General features: G+C 73.4%; 11 protein-coding genes and 2 pseudogenes. 9 read left to right on the top strand and 4 right to left on the bottom strand.

The window, feature by feature from the left end; translation table 11 throughout:
* Positions 1-5 precede the first annotated feature (5 nt).
* The 3 genes and pseudogenes from folK to folP all read right to left on the bottom strand — a co-directional run bounded on the left by folK (position 6) and on the right by folP (position 1,899).
* Positions 6-533 (bottom strand): 2-amino-4-hydroxy-6-hydroxymethyldihydropteridine diphosphokinase, encoded by a 528-nt coding sequence (gene folK, locus C5N14_RS00390; RefSeq protein WP_117664787.1) that lies wholly within the window; start codon positions 531-533, stop codon positions 6-8.
* 104 nt (positions 534-637) lie between these two features.
* Positions 638-1,009, bottom strand: a pseudogene (gene folB, locus C5N14_RS00385) (dihydroneopterin aldolase); the annotation flags it as partial.
* Entirely contained in the window at positions 1,006-1,899 is an 894-nt protein-coding gene (gene folP / locus C5N14_RS00380; RefSeq protein WP_117664785.1) for a dihydropteroate synthase, read from the bottom strand. The pseudogene folB and the gene folP, both read right to left, overlap by 4 nt.
* 354 nt (positions 1,900-2,253) lie before the next feature.
* On the opposite strand from folP, the gene C5N14_RS00375 reads away from it, so the two are divergent.
* From C5N14_RS00375 to C5N14_RS00345, 7 genes are read left to right on the top strand one after another with little or no spacing between them, the layout of a single operon-like run.
* The gene (locus tag C5N14_RS00375) at positions 2,254-2,568 is read left to right on the top strand and encodes a hypothetical protein (protein ID WP_117664784.1); all 315 of its coding nucleotides are present in this window, start codon (positions 2,254-2,256) and stop codon (positions 2,566-2,568) included.
* 10 nt (positions 2,569-2,578) lie between these two features.
* Positions 2,579-2,941, top strand: a complete 363-nt coding sequence (locus C5N14_RS00370) for a hypothetical protein (protein WP_117664783.1) — start codon at positions 2,579-2,581, stop codon at positions 2,939-2,941.
* 49 nt (positions 2,942-2,990) lie between these two features.
* Positions 2,991-6,395, top strand: a complete 3,405-nt coding sequence (locus C5N14_RS00365; RefSeq protein WP_117664782.1) for an ATP-binding protein — start codon at positions 2,991-2,993, stop codon at positions 6,393-6,395.
* Between the two features lies 1 nt (position 6,396).
* Positions 6,397-8,361: an MFS transporter gene (locus C5N14_RS00360; protein ID WP_117664781.1), complete on the top strand. Its 1,965-nt coding sequence runs from the start codon at positions 6,397-6,399 to the stop codon at positions 8,359-8,361.
* Complete coding sequence (locus tag C5N14_RS00355) at positions 8,358-8,915, top strand: hypothetical protein (protein ID WP_117664780.1); 558 nt, start codon at positions 8,358-8,360, stop codon at positions 8,913-8,915. Before C5N14_RS00360 ends, C5N14_RS00355 begins: the two co-directional genes overlap by 4 nt.
* Entirely contained in the window at positions 8,912-10,063 is a 1,152-nt protein-coding gene (locus C5N14_RS00350; RefSeq protein ID WP_117664779.1) for a M23 family metallopeptidase, read from the top strand. The genes C5N14_RS00355 and C5N14_RS00350 overlap by 4 nt, the downstream gene beginning before the upstream one ends.
* Positions 10,064-10,076: 13 nt before the next feature.
* Positions 10,077-10,676, top strand: coding sequence for a hypothetical protein (locus C5N14_RS00345; protein WP_117664778.1), 600 nt, complete (start codon positions 10,077-10,079; stop codon positions 10,674-10,676).
* A gap of 3 nt (positions 10,677-10,679) precedes the next feature.
* Here the strand turns inward: C5N14_RS00345 and C5N14_RS00340 are convergent, their stop codons facing one another.
* Positions 10,680-11,231 (bottom strand): hypothetical protein, encoded by a 552-nt coding sequence (locus C5N14_RS00340; protein WP_117664777.1) that lies wholly within the window; start codon positions 11,229-11,231, stop codon positions 10,680-10,682.
* A gap of 304 nt (positions 11,232-11,535) precedes the next feature.
* Between C5N14_RS00340 and C5N14_RS00335 the strand changes: the two are divergent.
* Together C5N14_RS00335 and C5N14_RS00330 are read left to right on the top strand one after the other, a co-directional pair.
* Positions 11,536-14,199: pseudogene (locus C5N14_RS00335) on the top strand (FtsK/SpoIIIE domain-containing protein); the annotation flags it as partial.
* Positions 14,200-14,429: 230 nt separating this feature from the next.
* The gene (locus C5N14_RS00330; protein ID WP_243639010.1) at positions 14,430-15,176 is read left to right on the top strand and encodes a hypothetical protein; all 747 of its coding nucleotides are present in this window, start codon (positions 14,430-14,432) and stop codon (positions 15,174-15,176) included.
* Positions 15,177-15,180 lie beyond the last annotated feature (4 nt).

Below are 15,180 nucleotides of genomic sequence, written 5' to 3'. Positions count from 1 at the left end.
CTGGCTCATGTCGACGACTCTAACGCCAGATCCGGCCGGGGGCTCAGTTCCAGGGCGTCACCGGCCACCGGTTCGGCGTTCAGCAGATCGGTCAGCCAACCGTGCCCGGGCAGCCGCCCGTACGGCTGGATGTCGATCCACGGCCGCAGCACGAACGCCCGCAGGTGGGCCCGGGGGTGCGGCAGGGTCAGCTCGGGGTCGTCGCTGAGCACCGGTTCGCCCGCGTCGTCCCACACCGCGACCACGTCGACGTCCAGCGTGCGCGGCCCGAACCGGCGCTGCGGGTCGCGCTCGCGGCCGGCCCGCCGCTCGGCGGCCCGGGCCCGCGCCAGCCAGTCCTGCGGGGCTGCCGCCGGGTCCTCGACCAGCGCCACCGCGTTGAGGTACGCCGGCTGGTCCGCGTCGCCCCACGGCGGGGTCTCGTAGACGCCGGAGACCAGCAGCACCGCCTCGCCTAGGGTGTCCACGGCCGAGCGCAGGTGGGCCAGCCGGTCGCCGAGGTTGCTGCCGAGGGAGAGCAGGGCGCGGGTCACGCCGCACCCCCGTTCCCGACGGTCGGGGATCCCGGTTGCGGTCGTGGTGGTTGCCGCGTCGGCGCCGGACCGCCGCCGGGCGTGCGGGGCGGTGCTCCGGGACGGGTCCGGGTCATGGTCACCGCGACGTCGGTGAAGGCGTGCGGGACCGGGGCCTCGGGCTTGTGCACGGTCACCGTCGCCCGGAGCACCCGGGGGTCGGTCAGGCAGATCGCGAGGAGCCGGTCGGCGAGCGTCTCGATCAGGTTGACCGGCTCCCCGGTGAGCACCGCCACCAGCCGGTCGGCCAACTCGCCGTAGTGCACCGTGTCGGTCACGTCGTCGGAGCGGGCGGCCGGCGCGAGGTCCAGTTCGAGGACGGCGTCGACGACGAAGTCCTGCCCCCGCTCCCGCTCGAAGTCGTAGACGCCGTGCCGACCGTGCGCCCGCAGGCCGGTCAGCGTGATCCGGTCGTGCTCCGTGCTCCGGTCGCTCACCGGTCCCCCTCCGGTTGGATTCCGTCGGCCCGCTCCCCGCCGGCCCGGTCGGCCACGAGGCGGGGGCGACCGGCCGCCCGCCAGACGGCCAGCGCGTCGACGGTGCCGAGCACGTCGTGCACGCGTACCCCCCAGGCGCCCGCCGCCACCGCGAGCAGGCTGGTGGCCGCGGTGGCCGCCTCCCGCCCGGCGGTCGGCCGGGGGACGCCGTCGGCGTCGGCGAGCAGCCGGCCCAGGTACGACTTGCGGCTGGCCCCGAACAGCAGCGGGAAGCCGAGCGCCAGCAGCTCGGGCAGGCGGGCGGTGAGCTGCCAGTTGTGCTCGGCGGTCTTGGCGAAACCGAGGCCCGGGTCGACGACGATCCGGTCGGCCGCCACCCCGGCGGCCAGCGCCGCGTCGACCCGCTGGGCCAGCTCGGTCCGGACGTCGGTCACCACGTCGGTGTAGTGGGCCAGGTCGCGCATCCCCCGGGAGTGCCCCCGCCAGTGCATCAGCACCCAGGGACAGCCGGCGTCGCGGACCACCCGCGCCATGTCGGGGTCGGCCAGGCCGCCGGAGACGTCGTTGACCACCAGGGCCCCCGCCGAGAGCGCCGCCTCGGCGACCCGGGCCCGGCTGGTGTCGATGCTGACCGGGACGCCGGCGACGGCGAGCTGTCGGATCACCGGCACCACCCGGGCCGCCTCGGTCCCGGCGTCCACCCGGTCGGCACCGGGGCGGGTCGACTCGCCCCCGACGTCCACCAGGTGCGCACCGTCCGCCGCGAGTCGCACACCGTGTGCGACGGCGGCGTCGAGATCGGCGTATCGGCCGCCGTCGGAGAAGGAGTCGGGCGTGACGTTGAGGACGCCCATCACCACCGGGACCTGCGCCCGCACCAGATCGGTCACGACTGCACGGTACCGGTCGCTCCGGCGGCCCCCGGCGGCCCGGTCGACCGCGCCGGCACCGCCCCTGACGAGCGGATTGGAACAGGTGTACGATCGGGCGTCCGGGTCGTTCCGGGTCGACTCTTCGCGGCTTGTCGCAAAGGGGGGCGGCCCGTACCCTTTGGAATTGCCCAGCAGCGAGACGGCGAAGCCTGGAGGGAGGGCCAAAGCGGGAAAAATCCCCCCAAAGCTCACCACCCTCCGTGGTGGGCAAAGGACGCAGGGTCGCCGACGCTGCGCCGAGTGAGCACCATCCCGCCAGGCTTGCCTACTGCACCGCCGCGGCTCCGCCGGCCGCGACATGGGGAGGTTCCAGTGATCGCCACCGAGCTCATGGAGACGACGTCGTCCGCCGTCAGCCACGTGCTCCACACCCTGGCGTCGACTCCACTCGCCGAGCCGGCGCCCAAGGGCATCGACACCAACAACATCGTCACCTTCTTCGCCAGCAAGATCGCTCCGATCCTGCTGGCCGTGCTCGGCGTCATCTTCATCGGCCGGGCCAGCCGCGGCGAGATCTCCAAGGTGCTGACCAGTTCCGCCATCGCGATCGTCGGGCTGGCCTTCATCGCCGGGGCGGCAACACTCTTCTTCGTCGGTGACTACCTGATCGACCTGATCTTCGAATAGGCGCGGGCAGATGCGGCTGCGCACCGACGACGACATCTACCGGGCCCGCCTGGTCTACCTCGGGCCGCCCGGCTACACCCTGCCCGTCCACCTGCCGTACGCCCAGTACGGCCTGTTCATGCTGCTCGTACCCCTCTACATGTTCATCCACTGGCTGTTCACGTTGCGGGTCGAACTCTTCCCGGCCTGGGAGATCGCCCTCGCCATCGTGAGCACCTCGTTCATCTTCCGGTACGTCGACCCCGACCGGCCCGCGCGCATGGTGATCCGCACCGCGCTGACCGACTGGCGACGTACCCGGGAACCGGCCGTCGAGCAGCGCGACCCGCGCATGGTGGCGAGCCGGATCAGGATCCGGGAGGAACTGGCATGACCGGGCGTACGCCGATCGGGCGGTCGCAGCACGCGGGTGAGGCGGTGGCATGAGCCACCCTTCCACGCCGGGTTCCCCGGCAGGACGTCACACCGCTCCACACGGTAACCGTGCGCGCTCGTTCAACTACCCGTTGGACGAGGAGCTGGACGAGGTCGCCCTCGACCCGGCGCTCGCCACCACGCCCGGTCACGGCCGGGTCGGGGTCTTCCAGGCGCCGCGTCCCGCCCCGGGGCGCCCGGTCGCGCCGGAGCCGCCCGCGCCGATGGTCGCCGACAACGCCGACATCGACTCGCCGTTCCTCGACCTGTTCGGCGGCGCACTCTCGGGATCGGCCCGGCCCGCGCTGCCCGCGCCGGCCCGACCGACCGGCCGGGACCTCCCCGCGATCCCCCACCAACAGCCGGTCGCCGTGCCGCCGCCCGCCCGCCCGGAGGTGCAGCCGGCCCCCGTCGAGCGGTCTCCCTCGCCCGTCGAGCGCGCCCCCGCACCGGCCCCGACCCCGGCCCCGCAGAACCGGGCCCGGGTCCCCCAGCAGCCGGTGGACCGACTCCCGGCGGTCCGTCCCACCGCAGAGCCCGACCTGCCGCCGCCCCCGGCCGCCCGGGTCGCCGACCCCGACGACGAGACGTACGGCTGGCGCGACGTCGCGCCGCCCGCCCCCCGGGAGCCCGAGCGGCCCCCGCACCGGGTCCCCGAACCACACCGGGCCGAGCCGCACCGGGAACCGGAGCGGGCGACCCGCCGCGGGCCCGAGCCGGCACCGGCCGACCGGGAGGCCGTGCCGCCCCGCCAGCGCGCGGTCGACCGGCGCGGCAAGCCGGCCCGGCCCGAGAAGGCCGGGAAGGCCGCGAAACCGGCCAAGCAGGCCAAGCCGGTCCGGCCACCGAAGATCAAGTTCGGGGACCGGGACCCGTCGGTCGAGCTGGCCATCACCGAGATCGCCGGCCACCTGACCTTCACCCCCAACACCGTCACCGCCTGGTACTGGCTGCCCGAGGTGCGGTGGGCGTTCCGGCCGGACGCCGAGCGGGAGGCGCTGCTCGCCGCGATCTCCGAGCAGTACGCCGGACTCGCCGGCTTCCGGCTGCACCTGCGCCGCACCACCCGGCCCTTCCCGGCCGACGAGTGGGCCCGCACCATCGACACGCACACCTCGGCCCCGCTGCCCGACGTGCCGGGCACCGCCGGCTGGGGCGACCACCTGGTGGCGGCCCAGCGGCACCTGCTCTCGGTCAACCACGCCGAGGGGCAGACGTACCTCGGCGTCACCTTCGCCCGGCGCTCGCTCGGCGACTCGCTCACCGAGCGGCTGCTGCGCACGTTCGGCCGGGGCGTCGCCGAGGGCGAGCGCCGCAAGCTCGGCCGCACCGTCGAACAGTTCGACGAGGTGCTGGGCGCGTTCGGCATGCGCGGGCGGCGGGTGACCGCGCATGAACTGGAGTGGCTGCTCTACCGCTCGGTCGCGCTGTGCATGGCCCCGCCCGGCACCCTCTCCCCGATCACCAACGGCCGGTGGGAGCGCGGAGACCTGCTCGCCCTCACCGAGCAGGTCGAGCGGTACCGCACGCCGTACGGGTCGACGGTGAAGCTGGTCAACCGGATGACCGGCGAGGAGCGGCACGTGGCCGTGCTGGCGGTCGGCCGGATGGAGCCGCTGGAGATCCCCGAGCGGCACGAGCCCTGGCTGCACTTCCACGAGCGGCTGCCCTGGCCGATGGAGATCTCCACCCGGGTCGACATCCTCGGCTCCGGTGACTCGTTCCGCAACCTCGAGCACCGGCTGCGGATGATCCGCTCCCAGCAACTCGACTACGCCGAGCACGGCATCGACGCCCCGCCCGAGCTGGAGCGGCTGGCCAAGCGGGCGCTGGTGATCGGCGACGAGATGACCACCGGACTGCCGGTCGACTCGGCCCGGGCGCACGGCTGGCACCGGATCGCCGTCGGCGGGCGGACCCGGGAGGAGTGCCTGGAGCGGGCCCGCCGGCTGATCCAGCTCTACTCCCGGGAGCTGCGCGTCTCCCTGCAACACCCGAAGAACCAGGACTGGCTGGCCCGGGAGTTCATCCCCGGCGAGCCCATTGCCAACACCGGCTACGTCCGCCGGATGCCGGTCAACCTGCTGGCCGCCGCGCTGCCACAGGCCGCCTCGACGGTGGGCGACCGGCGGGGCGACCTGATCGGGCGGACCGCCGGCACCTGCCGCCGGCCGGTCTTCCTCGACCTGCACTTCCCGATGGAGGTGCGGGAACGCTCCGGGCTCGCGGTCTTCGTCGCCGAGCCGGGCGGTGGCAAGTCGACCCTGCTCGGTGCGCTGGGCTACCTCGCCGCCCGGCGCGGGGTGCAGGTGACCCTGCTCGACCCGTCCGGGCCGCTGGCCCGACTGTGCAACATGCCGGAGCTGCGGCCGTACTCGCGGGTGCTCAACCTCACCGGTTCCGAGCAGGGGACGCTGGCACCGTACGCGCTCATCCCGACGCCGCTGCGCAGCGAGTTCACCGCCGGCGCGACCGGCGACCGGGAGTTCGAGATCGCGATCTCCAACGCCCGCGCCGAGCGGCGCATGCTGGTGCAGGACATCTGCATGATGCTGGTGCCGCCGCAGGTGGCCCGGGAAGCGTCCACCGCCACCCTGTTCCGGCACGCCGTGCGCCAGGTGCCGGCCGAGGAGACGTCCACCCTGGACGACGTGGTCGCCTGCCTGGGTCAGCTCGACGACGACGCCGGCAAGGAACTGGCCAACCTGCTGCTGGACACGGCCGAGATGCCGCTGGCCATGCTCTTCTTCGGCCGCCCGCCGGAGGGGCTGCTCGGCGCCGACGCGGCCCTCACCGTGATCACCATGGCCGGGCTACGGCTCCCCGACCTCAAGATCGAACGGGAGTACTGGTCTGCCGAGGAGGCCCTCGCGCTGCCCATGCTGCACACCGCCCACCGGCTGGCGGTGCGCCGCTGCTACGGCGGTTCGATGTCGTCCCGGAAGCTGGTCGGCCTGGACGAGGCGCACTTCATGGAGGGTTGGCGCTCCGGCCGGTCCTTCCTGGTCCGACTCGCCCGCGACTCCCGCAAGTGGAACCTCTCCGCCCTGGTCGCCTCGCAGAACCCTCGGGACATCCTCGGCCTCGACGTGCAGAACCTGGTCTCCACCGTCTTCGTCGGCCGGATCGCCGAGGACACCGAGATCGCCTCCGAGGCGCTGCGGCTGCTCCGCGTCCCGGTTAACGACGGGTACGAGGCGACACTGGCCTCGCTGTCAACCGCGGACGCCACCTCGGCCGCCCGGCTCGGCTTCCGCGAGTTCGTCATGCGCGACGTCGACGGGCGGGTGCAGAAGGTCCGGGTGGACGTGTCGTACGTCGACGGGCTGCTGGACCACCTGGACACCACCCCCGCCGCGGTCGCCGCGGCAGCCGGGCAGCTGCCGACCAATCTGCCGGACCTGGAGGCGTGACATGGCGAGGGTGCGGGCCCGGATAGCGGCGTTCCTGCTCGCGCTCGGCGTACTCGCCGGGGCCACCGTCGCCTGGCCGGTGGTGGGTGGCGGCCCGGCGTACGCCGCCCCGCCGACGGCCCAGGCCCGGGCGGATCTGTGCACCACCCAGGAATGGCAGGCCAACTTCCGCGCCTGCGTCGGCAAGCTAAACAATGTCGCGGCCGATCGCGCGCAGTGTCTGGAAGCGCCGACACCCAGTGCACCAGACTCCGGCCTGGCTGGCTGGTTTGCCAGCGCTCCTTCCAAGGAGTCATCAGGTGGGGTCATCGGCCAGTACAGCCTCTATGGATACGGTGGCTACAACTACACCACCTACGACATACCAGGCGGCTGTGTCTCCACCGTTCTTCACCCGGACTACAAGTTCACCACTACCGTCGCCAATGGCGAATTCATGATCGCTACTGCGATCATCGGCGCATCAAACGCCCTTCGAGAAAGGGCCTGGGACCCTCGGTCTATGTGGGGATGGGCCGATCCGCTCGTAGACCAAGCCACCAAAGCCGTCTACCAGAAGGTGTTCAGTGTATTCGGCATAATCACACTCTGTGTGGTTGGCCTCTACCTCCTCTGGAGATCCCGCCAGTCGGATATGAGCAACGCGATGACGACAGCGGGCTGGGCTTTACTGGTGATGGTCACGGTCACGGCATTAGCTGCCTGGCCAGTCAAGTCCGCCAACTTGGCGGATGGGACACTGATCACCACTCTGGGCGTGGTGCATGACGCCGTTGGTCCTCAGGCAAAGGATCCGGCACCAGGGCGCTGCATCGACTCACCTGAGCGGTGTAAAGACCTTCGGTCCCCGGCCATTCGCGCCAGTGACACCGCCACTGAAACGATGCTGTACCGCAATTGGCTCCGGGGCGTCCTAGGGTCTGCTGACAGCGAGACAGCCAAGAAGTACGGACCAGCGCTTTACGATGCACGATCGCTGACATGGGGGGAAGCCCAGTCCATCCGCGCGAACCCCGCCACGAGATCCGCGATGATCGAGGCCAAGAAGCAACAGTGGATGAAGGTCGCCGAGCAGATCAGGACCGAAGACCCGGAGGCGTACGAGTATCTTCAGGGCATCCGGGACATGGACCGGGTCGGTTCCGGCTTCATCGCCGTGCTCGCCGCGCTGCTCTTCGCGATGTTCGACCTCACCGCCTCGCTGCTGGTCCTGCTGGGCTTCCTCATCTTCCGATGGGCGGTGATCGCAGCCCCGATCCTGGGCACCGTCGGCCTGATGCGTCCGGCCAGCGCCGGGCTGCGGCGGCTGGCCAACGCCGTCGTCGCCGCGGTGTTCAACATCGCCATCTTCGGCACCGGGGCCGCCATCTACCTCTTCGCCGTGGACCTGATCATGAGCACCGCCACCCTGCCCGGCTGGCTTCAGGTGGTACTGGTCTGGCTCTGCGGGGTGGTCGGCTGGCTGTTGCTGCGCCCGTACCGGCGGATCACCCAGCTCGGCGGCAAGGACAGCAGCGAGGCGGTCAGCTCGGCCGGCTCCTGGCACCGGCGGTTCTTCCGGGACATGCGTACCGCTGCTCGACTGGACGTGGCGGAGCCGGGTGGCACTACCGAGCCGGCCCTGGCGCGCCGCCGAGGCGTGGGGCTGCAGCCAAGCACCCTCCGGCCGGAGGCCCGGCACGAGGACCCGAGCCAGGCCACGGTCGCCACTGGCACCAGCATCGGCATCGGCGCCACCGAGCCGCAGCGACCGGACGGCCGCGATCACCCTGACGAGGCCACCTCGCCCGAGCAGCGGGGCACCGCGCGTCCCGCCGCGCCCCGGCCCCGGAGGAGCCAGCCGGCGACCTGGACCGAGCCGGACGTCCCCGAGGAGAACCCGTCCTTCGTCATCTACCGTCCCGGTGCCACCGAGCCGGCGACACCGCGGCCCACCGCGCCGCGGATCCGCACCGAGGCGCGGTGAGGGTGGTGCGACGGGCGATCGAGTTTCTGTTCACGAGGGCGCTGCGGTCCCGGCTGGGCATCGCGTTGGCCATCGGCGTCCTCGTGGTCGGCGTGCTCGGAGCCGCCCAGCTGTTCTCCGGTTCAGCCGGCCCGACGACGGGGCTGAGCAACCGACCGAGTGAGCCCATCACCACCGTCGACCCGACCGCCGGTGACGACGGCGTGGTCGGGAGCACCACGCCCCCGTCACCGGTGACCCGTCCCGGAACACCAACGCCTGAGCAGATCGCGGACAGGTTCACCGCCGCCTGGCTCGGCGGTCGCGGCGGCGGCGCCGACGATTGGCATGCCGCCCTGCGCCCGCTCTCCACGCCGGAACTGACCGAGGAACTCGCCGGGGCCGACCCGGCGGGGGTCCCGGCGGAACGAACGACCGGGGAGTCGAGCCTCCGGCCCCGGACGGAGAGCTTCGTCGAAGTGCTGGTGCCGCTCGACACGGGGCGGCTGCGGCTGGAACTCGTGGCCCCGGACGGGCAGTGGCTGGTCGACGCCGTGGACTGGGAGCGGACATGAGCGATCACATCGAAGGCGGAACCCCGCGCCGCCTGCAGCTGCGCGTCGGCGCTCTGGCCGCCGCGCTGACCGCAGCCCTCACGCTGCTCTGCTGCACCGGCGGCTCGGCGGCGTTCTTCCTTACCGAGCTGAGCGGGAGTGGGGACGATTCCTCGCCCGAGACCCGGTCCGGGTGCGGACGGACGCACCAGGTCAACGTGTCCGGGAAGATGCCGCGGTTCGCCCAGTACGGCGACAGCCAGATCCGCAACGCCGCGGTCATCATCAAGGTCGGCTCCGACATGAAGGTCTCGCCCCGCGGTTGGGTCGTGGCGGTCGCCACCGCCATGCAGGAGTCCGGTCTGCGCAACCTTCCGCACCTCGGCAGCCGCAACGACCACGATTCGGTGGGCCTCTTCCAGCAACGCCCCAGCCAGGGCTGGGGCTCCCCCCAGCAGTTGCAGGACCCGGCCTACTCGTCGCGGAAGTTCTACGAGAAGCTGGTCAAGGTCCCGGGCTGGGAGCAGATGTCGCTCACCCGGGCCGCCCAGCGGGTACAGGTCAGCGCCTTCCCCGACGCCTACGCCAAGCACGAGGAACTGGCCAGCAAGATCGTGGACGCGCTCGCCGGAGGCGCGGCCCGCACGGTGCGGGTGGCAGAGAAGAGCATCTGCAACGCGGCCACGCGGGGCCAGATCGCCGCCTCGGGCTGGACCGCGCCGATCCCCGGTGGAGTCGGGTCCGGGTTCCGGACCGCGAGTCGCCCCAGTCACAACGGTGTGGACATCGCCGCGCCGAAGCACACCCTGATCCGTGTCGCCGCCACGGGTCGGGTCCTGGTAGCCCGCTGCGACCCCGACCACGGTGGTCGCCGGAGCTGCGACGTGGACGGTTGGCCAGGCAAGGGTGGATGCGGCTGGTTCGTCGACGTGCTGCACGCCGGCGGCTACATCACCCGGTACTGCCACATGATCGTCAAGCCCCGGGTCGTGCCCGGTCAACTCGTGAAGGCCGGCGAGGTGATCGGAGAGGTCGGCACCAGCGGCAACTCCTCCGGGCCACACCTGCACTTCGAGGTGCACCTCGACGGGGACCGTTCCAGCCGTGGTGCCGTCAACCCGGTGCCGTTCATGCGGGACCGGGGCGCGCCGTTGAACGGCAAGGCGTGAGGCCCCGGGACACATGACCGGGCCTTTCCCCGACCCCTTCGCCGACCAGCCCGACTGGGCTCCGCTGCCCCCCCGTCCGATCGAGATCGTGCCCGCGACCACCCGGGTCGACCTGCGCGGCCGGCGGGTCCTGATCGGACTACCGGGCCTCGGTTGGCGCGGCGACCTGCGCGCCGACGAGCGGGTGGTACAGAACAGCCGCACATACGTACCGGTCATTTCGGAGCAGGAGTGGTACCGCGCCGAGTCCGAGCAGGTCGAGGTGTTCGCCCCACTCGTGCCGGTCGAGCGGGTCTGGGTGGAGACCGTCGGGACCCGGCAGGGCGGCGGAGCGTCTCAGGGATCCGACGCCCACCTGGTGTCCCTGGACGCGCCGACCCACCGTGCCCCGACCCCTGTGTTCGAGGCTGGCGCCGTCGCCGGACGCCGGATCGTGCACGCCACGGACACCGGCGAGCAACGGGACCTACGTGCGGTGACCGAGACCTACTCGGGCACAGACGGGGACATCTGCGTTCGGGTCACTCCCGAGTTGGAATGGTACCGCTGGGCCTGGCGGGGGCAGGCCCCGACAACCCTGGAGGTCCCAGTCCACCTGCTCTGGATCGAATAGCCGTCAGCTGGGATGTGCGGAGCAAACGCGCCATCCTTCCCGCTCGGACAATTCGAAGCGCCAGTTGTCGGTGAGACTCTGCTGCACTCCATCTACCTGGGCGCTTCTCCTGATCACCGCGTCTACAATCGCGTTCGACGAGCCGCTTTTAGAAACTACGAGATTCTCAATATTTACTGATATTGAGACACTTAGCTCCTCCTCCTTGGCGAGGATCTGGTCCCGGAATGCCTCGACCGCGGGCATTCGGTCACCGCAGGTGAAGAGCGTCGCTCGGTTCTGGTCACGCTTGACGAGCAGGGCCTGAAGATAATTGACGACCACGACGTCGGGTGCGCTGCGGTCCGGGGTGGTGGCACGTTGGTACAGGACGAAGGCGGTCGCCACGCCACCGAGCAGGAGCAGGCCGACCACTCCGGCGACCACGGTGAGGAAGGTGCGCAACCGACGCGGCGGGCGGGCCGGCGCCGGCATCCCGGACGGGGGTGCCAGTTGCTCCGGCGGGGTCCGCTGCGCCGGTACGCGGGAGACCTGGGAACCGGCGGAGGGCTGCACTGATTCCACCCCTTGAGGCTATCGGCTGGACGCCTCGTACCCAATGCCCCGGATGCCACCGATCGTGACCGGGACACGACCGACCCGGTCCGCTGCGCCCGATTGCCGGGGCACGGGGGCGTGGCCGCGCCCGGGATGAGGGACCGGTCAGCCCTCGGGCGAGGAACCGTCCCGCATCACCGGGAAGTGCCGTGCCGGTAATCACCTGGCACGTGGACGCACCGCCGGGGCGCATCCCGGAGGAGGGCGCGGACCTGGGATACGGTCACTGCGCGGGGAGGGGTTGCCAGCCTCGGGAAGAGGGGTGGACGCGGTGGTCGGTCCGAGGACACGCACCAACCGCGCCGCTGCCCTGTACCGGAGGGCGGAGGCGACGGCCGCCGCGGCGGCCGGCGTCCTGGACGAGACCCGGCCCGCGCCGGCCGACCAGCGCCGGCAGTACGAGCTGGCGGACCGACTCCGCAGCGCGGCGGCCCTGCTGGCGCCCGGCTGGGCGGGGGCACCGCTGGAGACGGTCGCCGCGGAGACGCCCTCGGGCGAGGCGCCACCGGCGTTCGTCCGGGTCGGTGCCGCCGCCCCGCTGGAGGACGCGCGCTTCCCCGCGCTGGTGCCGCTGCTCGGCACCGGACACCTGGCGATCGACACCGACGCCCGTGACCCGCGGGTGGCCGGGCTGCTCCGGGCGGTCCTGCTGCGGCTGCTCGCCGCGACGCCGGCCGGCTGCCTGCTGGTCCGCGCGGTCGACGCGGTCCCCACCGCCGATGCGCCCCGTGCCGGCGCCGCGCTCCGTGCCGCCGACACCCGCACCGGCGACGCGCTCCGTACCGGCGCGGACGGCGGCGCCGGACCGGCCGCAGCGCCCCCGGGCACGTTCGCGCCGTTCGCGGCGCTCGCGGACGCCGGGCTACTGCCTCCGCCGGCGGTGGACGTCGCCGGGCTGCGGGCGGTGCTCACCGAGGCGGAACAGTGGGTGGCTCCGGGCACCGGCCGACCGCGCCGCCACGACCGTACGCTGCTGCTGGTCGTCGCCGCGCTACCCGAGCTGACCGGGCCGACGGACCTCGGCCGAATCGAGGCGCTGGCCGAGCAGGGCCCTGCCGCCGGGCTGCACCTCGTGGTGGCGGGCTGGCCCCCGGCCGGCCCGTACGCGACCCGCGCCCCCCTGCCGCAGGCCACCCCGCTGTCCGTGCGCAACGCGTACGCGCTGTTGGGCGACCCGCCCAGCACCTCGTTCGCCGGGCCGGGCGCGGAGCCGCCCGGGGGGCTCAACTCGCCCGTCTTCGTCGACGACGATCCGCCCCCGGAACTGGTCGATGACGTCTGCCGGCGGCTCGCCGAGGAGGTGGAGGCCGGCTCCCGGCTCAGCCTGGCCGACCTGCTGCCCGACCCGGACGAGCCACTGTGGGCGGCCAGCTCGGCGGACGGGATCGCCACCACGGTCGGGGACGCCGGCGGCCGGCCGGTCACTGTCGGCTTCACCGAGCTGACGCCCCACTGGCTGGTCAGCGGTCGATCCGCCGCAGGCCGGGCCGCCTTCCTCACCAACGTGCTGCTCGGTCTCTCCGCCCGGTACAGCCCGGACGAGCTGGTCCTGCACCTGGCGGACCTCGGCGACGGTGAGTCGTTCGCGGAGTTCCTCCAGACCGAGCGGGACCGGTCCTGGGTGCCCCAGGTCCGTACGGCGGGGATGGCCGCCGACCGGGAGTACGTCCTGGATCTCCTCGGCGAGCTGGCCGCCGAGGCCCGACGCCGGGAGGAGGCCGGGCAGCGTGCCGGCGGGCAGCGGTTCACCGCCCTGCGGGAGCACCAGTCCCTGCCCCGGGTGGTGTGCGTGATCGACAATCTCCCGCTGCTCCTCGCCGACCGGGACCGGCTGGCCGCCGAGGCGGCGGCCCGGTTGGACACCCTGGCACGAACGGGCCGGGCGTACGGCGTCCACCTGGTCCTGGCCGGGGAGGGCGACCTCGGGATCGCCGGTGGGCCGACGACCCGCGACTCGATGCTCGGGCAGTTCCCGGTGCGGGTGGCGCTGGCCGGCGGCGGCCCGGTGCTGGAGCCGAGCAACGACGCGGCCGCCGGCCTGCCGGTGGGCAGCGCGGTGGTGAACACGGCGGGCGGGCTCGGCGGGCCCCGGGGCGCGATCCGGGGGCACGAGCGGATGGTCCGGTTCCCCGATCCGCACGGGGTTCCGGAGAGCATCGCGGAGCTGCGGCACCGGCTCTGGGAGGGCCGGGCGGAGCGGTCCGCGCCCCCGGTCGTCTTCGCCGGCTGGGCGCGTCCGCTGCTGCGCAACGACCCCCGCTACCGGGCCGCCTTCGCGGGCCGGGCCCGCGGCCCAGCCGCCCTGCTCGGCCGTGCGGTGGATCTGTCCCGCTCGACGGTGGCGGTACCGATCGGCCCGGCCGCCGGCCGCAACATCGCCGTCTTGGGCCCGGGGGCGGAGGCCGCCGCGCTGCTCGCGACCGCGGCCCGCAGCGTCGCCGCGCACCACCAGCCCGGCACGGGACGGTTCATCGTGGCCACGCTCGGCGCCGATCCGGCCCGGGTGGCCGATGCGCTCGCCACCGACCTCGCCGGCCAGCACCGGGTGGACCGGGTCGGGCTGCCGGGCCTGCTCGCCGCGCTGGACGTCGACGAGCCTGGCTACCTGGTGGTCTTCGGTCTCGACGGACCCGCCCCGGAGGAGTTGCCGCCGGACCGGCTGCGGACCCTGCTGCGGGAGGGCCCGCCGCTCGGCCGACATCTGCTCGGCTGGTGGCGCACGGTGCCGCCGTTCACGGCGGTCGTCCAGGCCGAGGACGAGCTCGACAAGCTCGCTGCCGTCGTGGCGGTGGGTGTGCCGGGGACCCAGCTCGCGGCGGTGTTCGGCCGCCCGGTGCAGTGGCGTCCCCGCAGGGACCGGGCCGTGCTCTGGGACGGCCCGGAGGAGCGGGGCATCCTCCTGGTGCCGTTCGCCGAGCCCTCGGCGGAGGCCGCTCCCGGAACCGGGACCGGCCCTGGGGCGAACAGGACCGACTCCGAAAACGGGGCCAACGCCGTGGCCAAGGCCGGAAGCGGGGCCGACGCCGCGGCCAAGGCCGGAGGCGGGACCGACACCGCGGCCAAGGCCGGAAGCGGGACCGACACCGCGGACGAAGCCCGAAGCGGGGCCGGGGCCGGCAACAGGGCCGACGTCGCGGCGGGGACCGGGGAGGGCGCATGAGCCTGGAGCCGACCAGCATCGCCGGTGCGGCAATTGCCGCACCGGTCAGGCAGCGGTCCGGTGCCGATCCCGCGCCGCCCCGGCCCGCCGACGCCACGACCGCCTGGACGGAGTACGTCGCCGCGGCCCGGCAGCTCGACGGGGTGCGCCGGGGCGCGGCGACCGCCGCGACGGAGCAGGCCCGCGCGGTCCGGGCCGCCCGGGAGGAACTGACCACGGTACGCGAGCGGCTCGCACCGCAGCGATCCCGGCTACGGGAACTGGGCGTACCCCCGATGGTGCTGATGCCGTCGCCGCCCGAGCTGACGGAGGCGGCCCGGGGCATGGCGGGTGGGCCGTCGGCGGTGCTGACGGCGCTGCGGGCGGCCCGGGGCTGGGCGGACGCGGCGGACGGCGTGCTGGCCGCGCGCGGCCCGCTCCGCCCGGCGGCCTGGCCGCCGCGGGTCCGCAACCTGCTGGTGTACGGGCCGTTGGCGCTGGTCGTACCGCTGCTCCAGGTGGTGCTCTTCCTGGCCGCCGGCACCGGCCCGGCGAGCCTGGTCGCGCTGGTCTGCGGGGTGCCGATGCCGGCGGCGGCCTTCGTCGCCGGCTGGCTCGCTGTCGGCCGGCTGTTCGGCGGGGCGGCACCGGATCCGGCGACCGGTGGCCGGTTGGACCGGACCCCCCGGTGGGGCGCCCTGGTCTGCCTCGTCCCGGCGGTGTCGACCACGGCGGGGCTCGTGCTGGCGATGCTGGCCGGCTGATCCG

The sequence above is a fragment of the Micromonospora sp. MW-13 genome, assembly GCF_003434305.1.
Classification (GTDB): domain Bacteria; phylum Actinomycetota; class Actinomycetes; order Mycobacteriales; family Micromonosporaceae; genus Micromonospora.
Note: the sequence above shows the minus strand (reverse complement) of the source record. Positions and strands in the feature narration are given on the sequence as shown.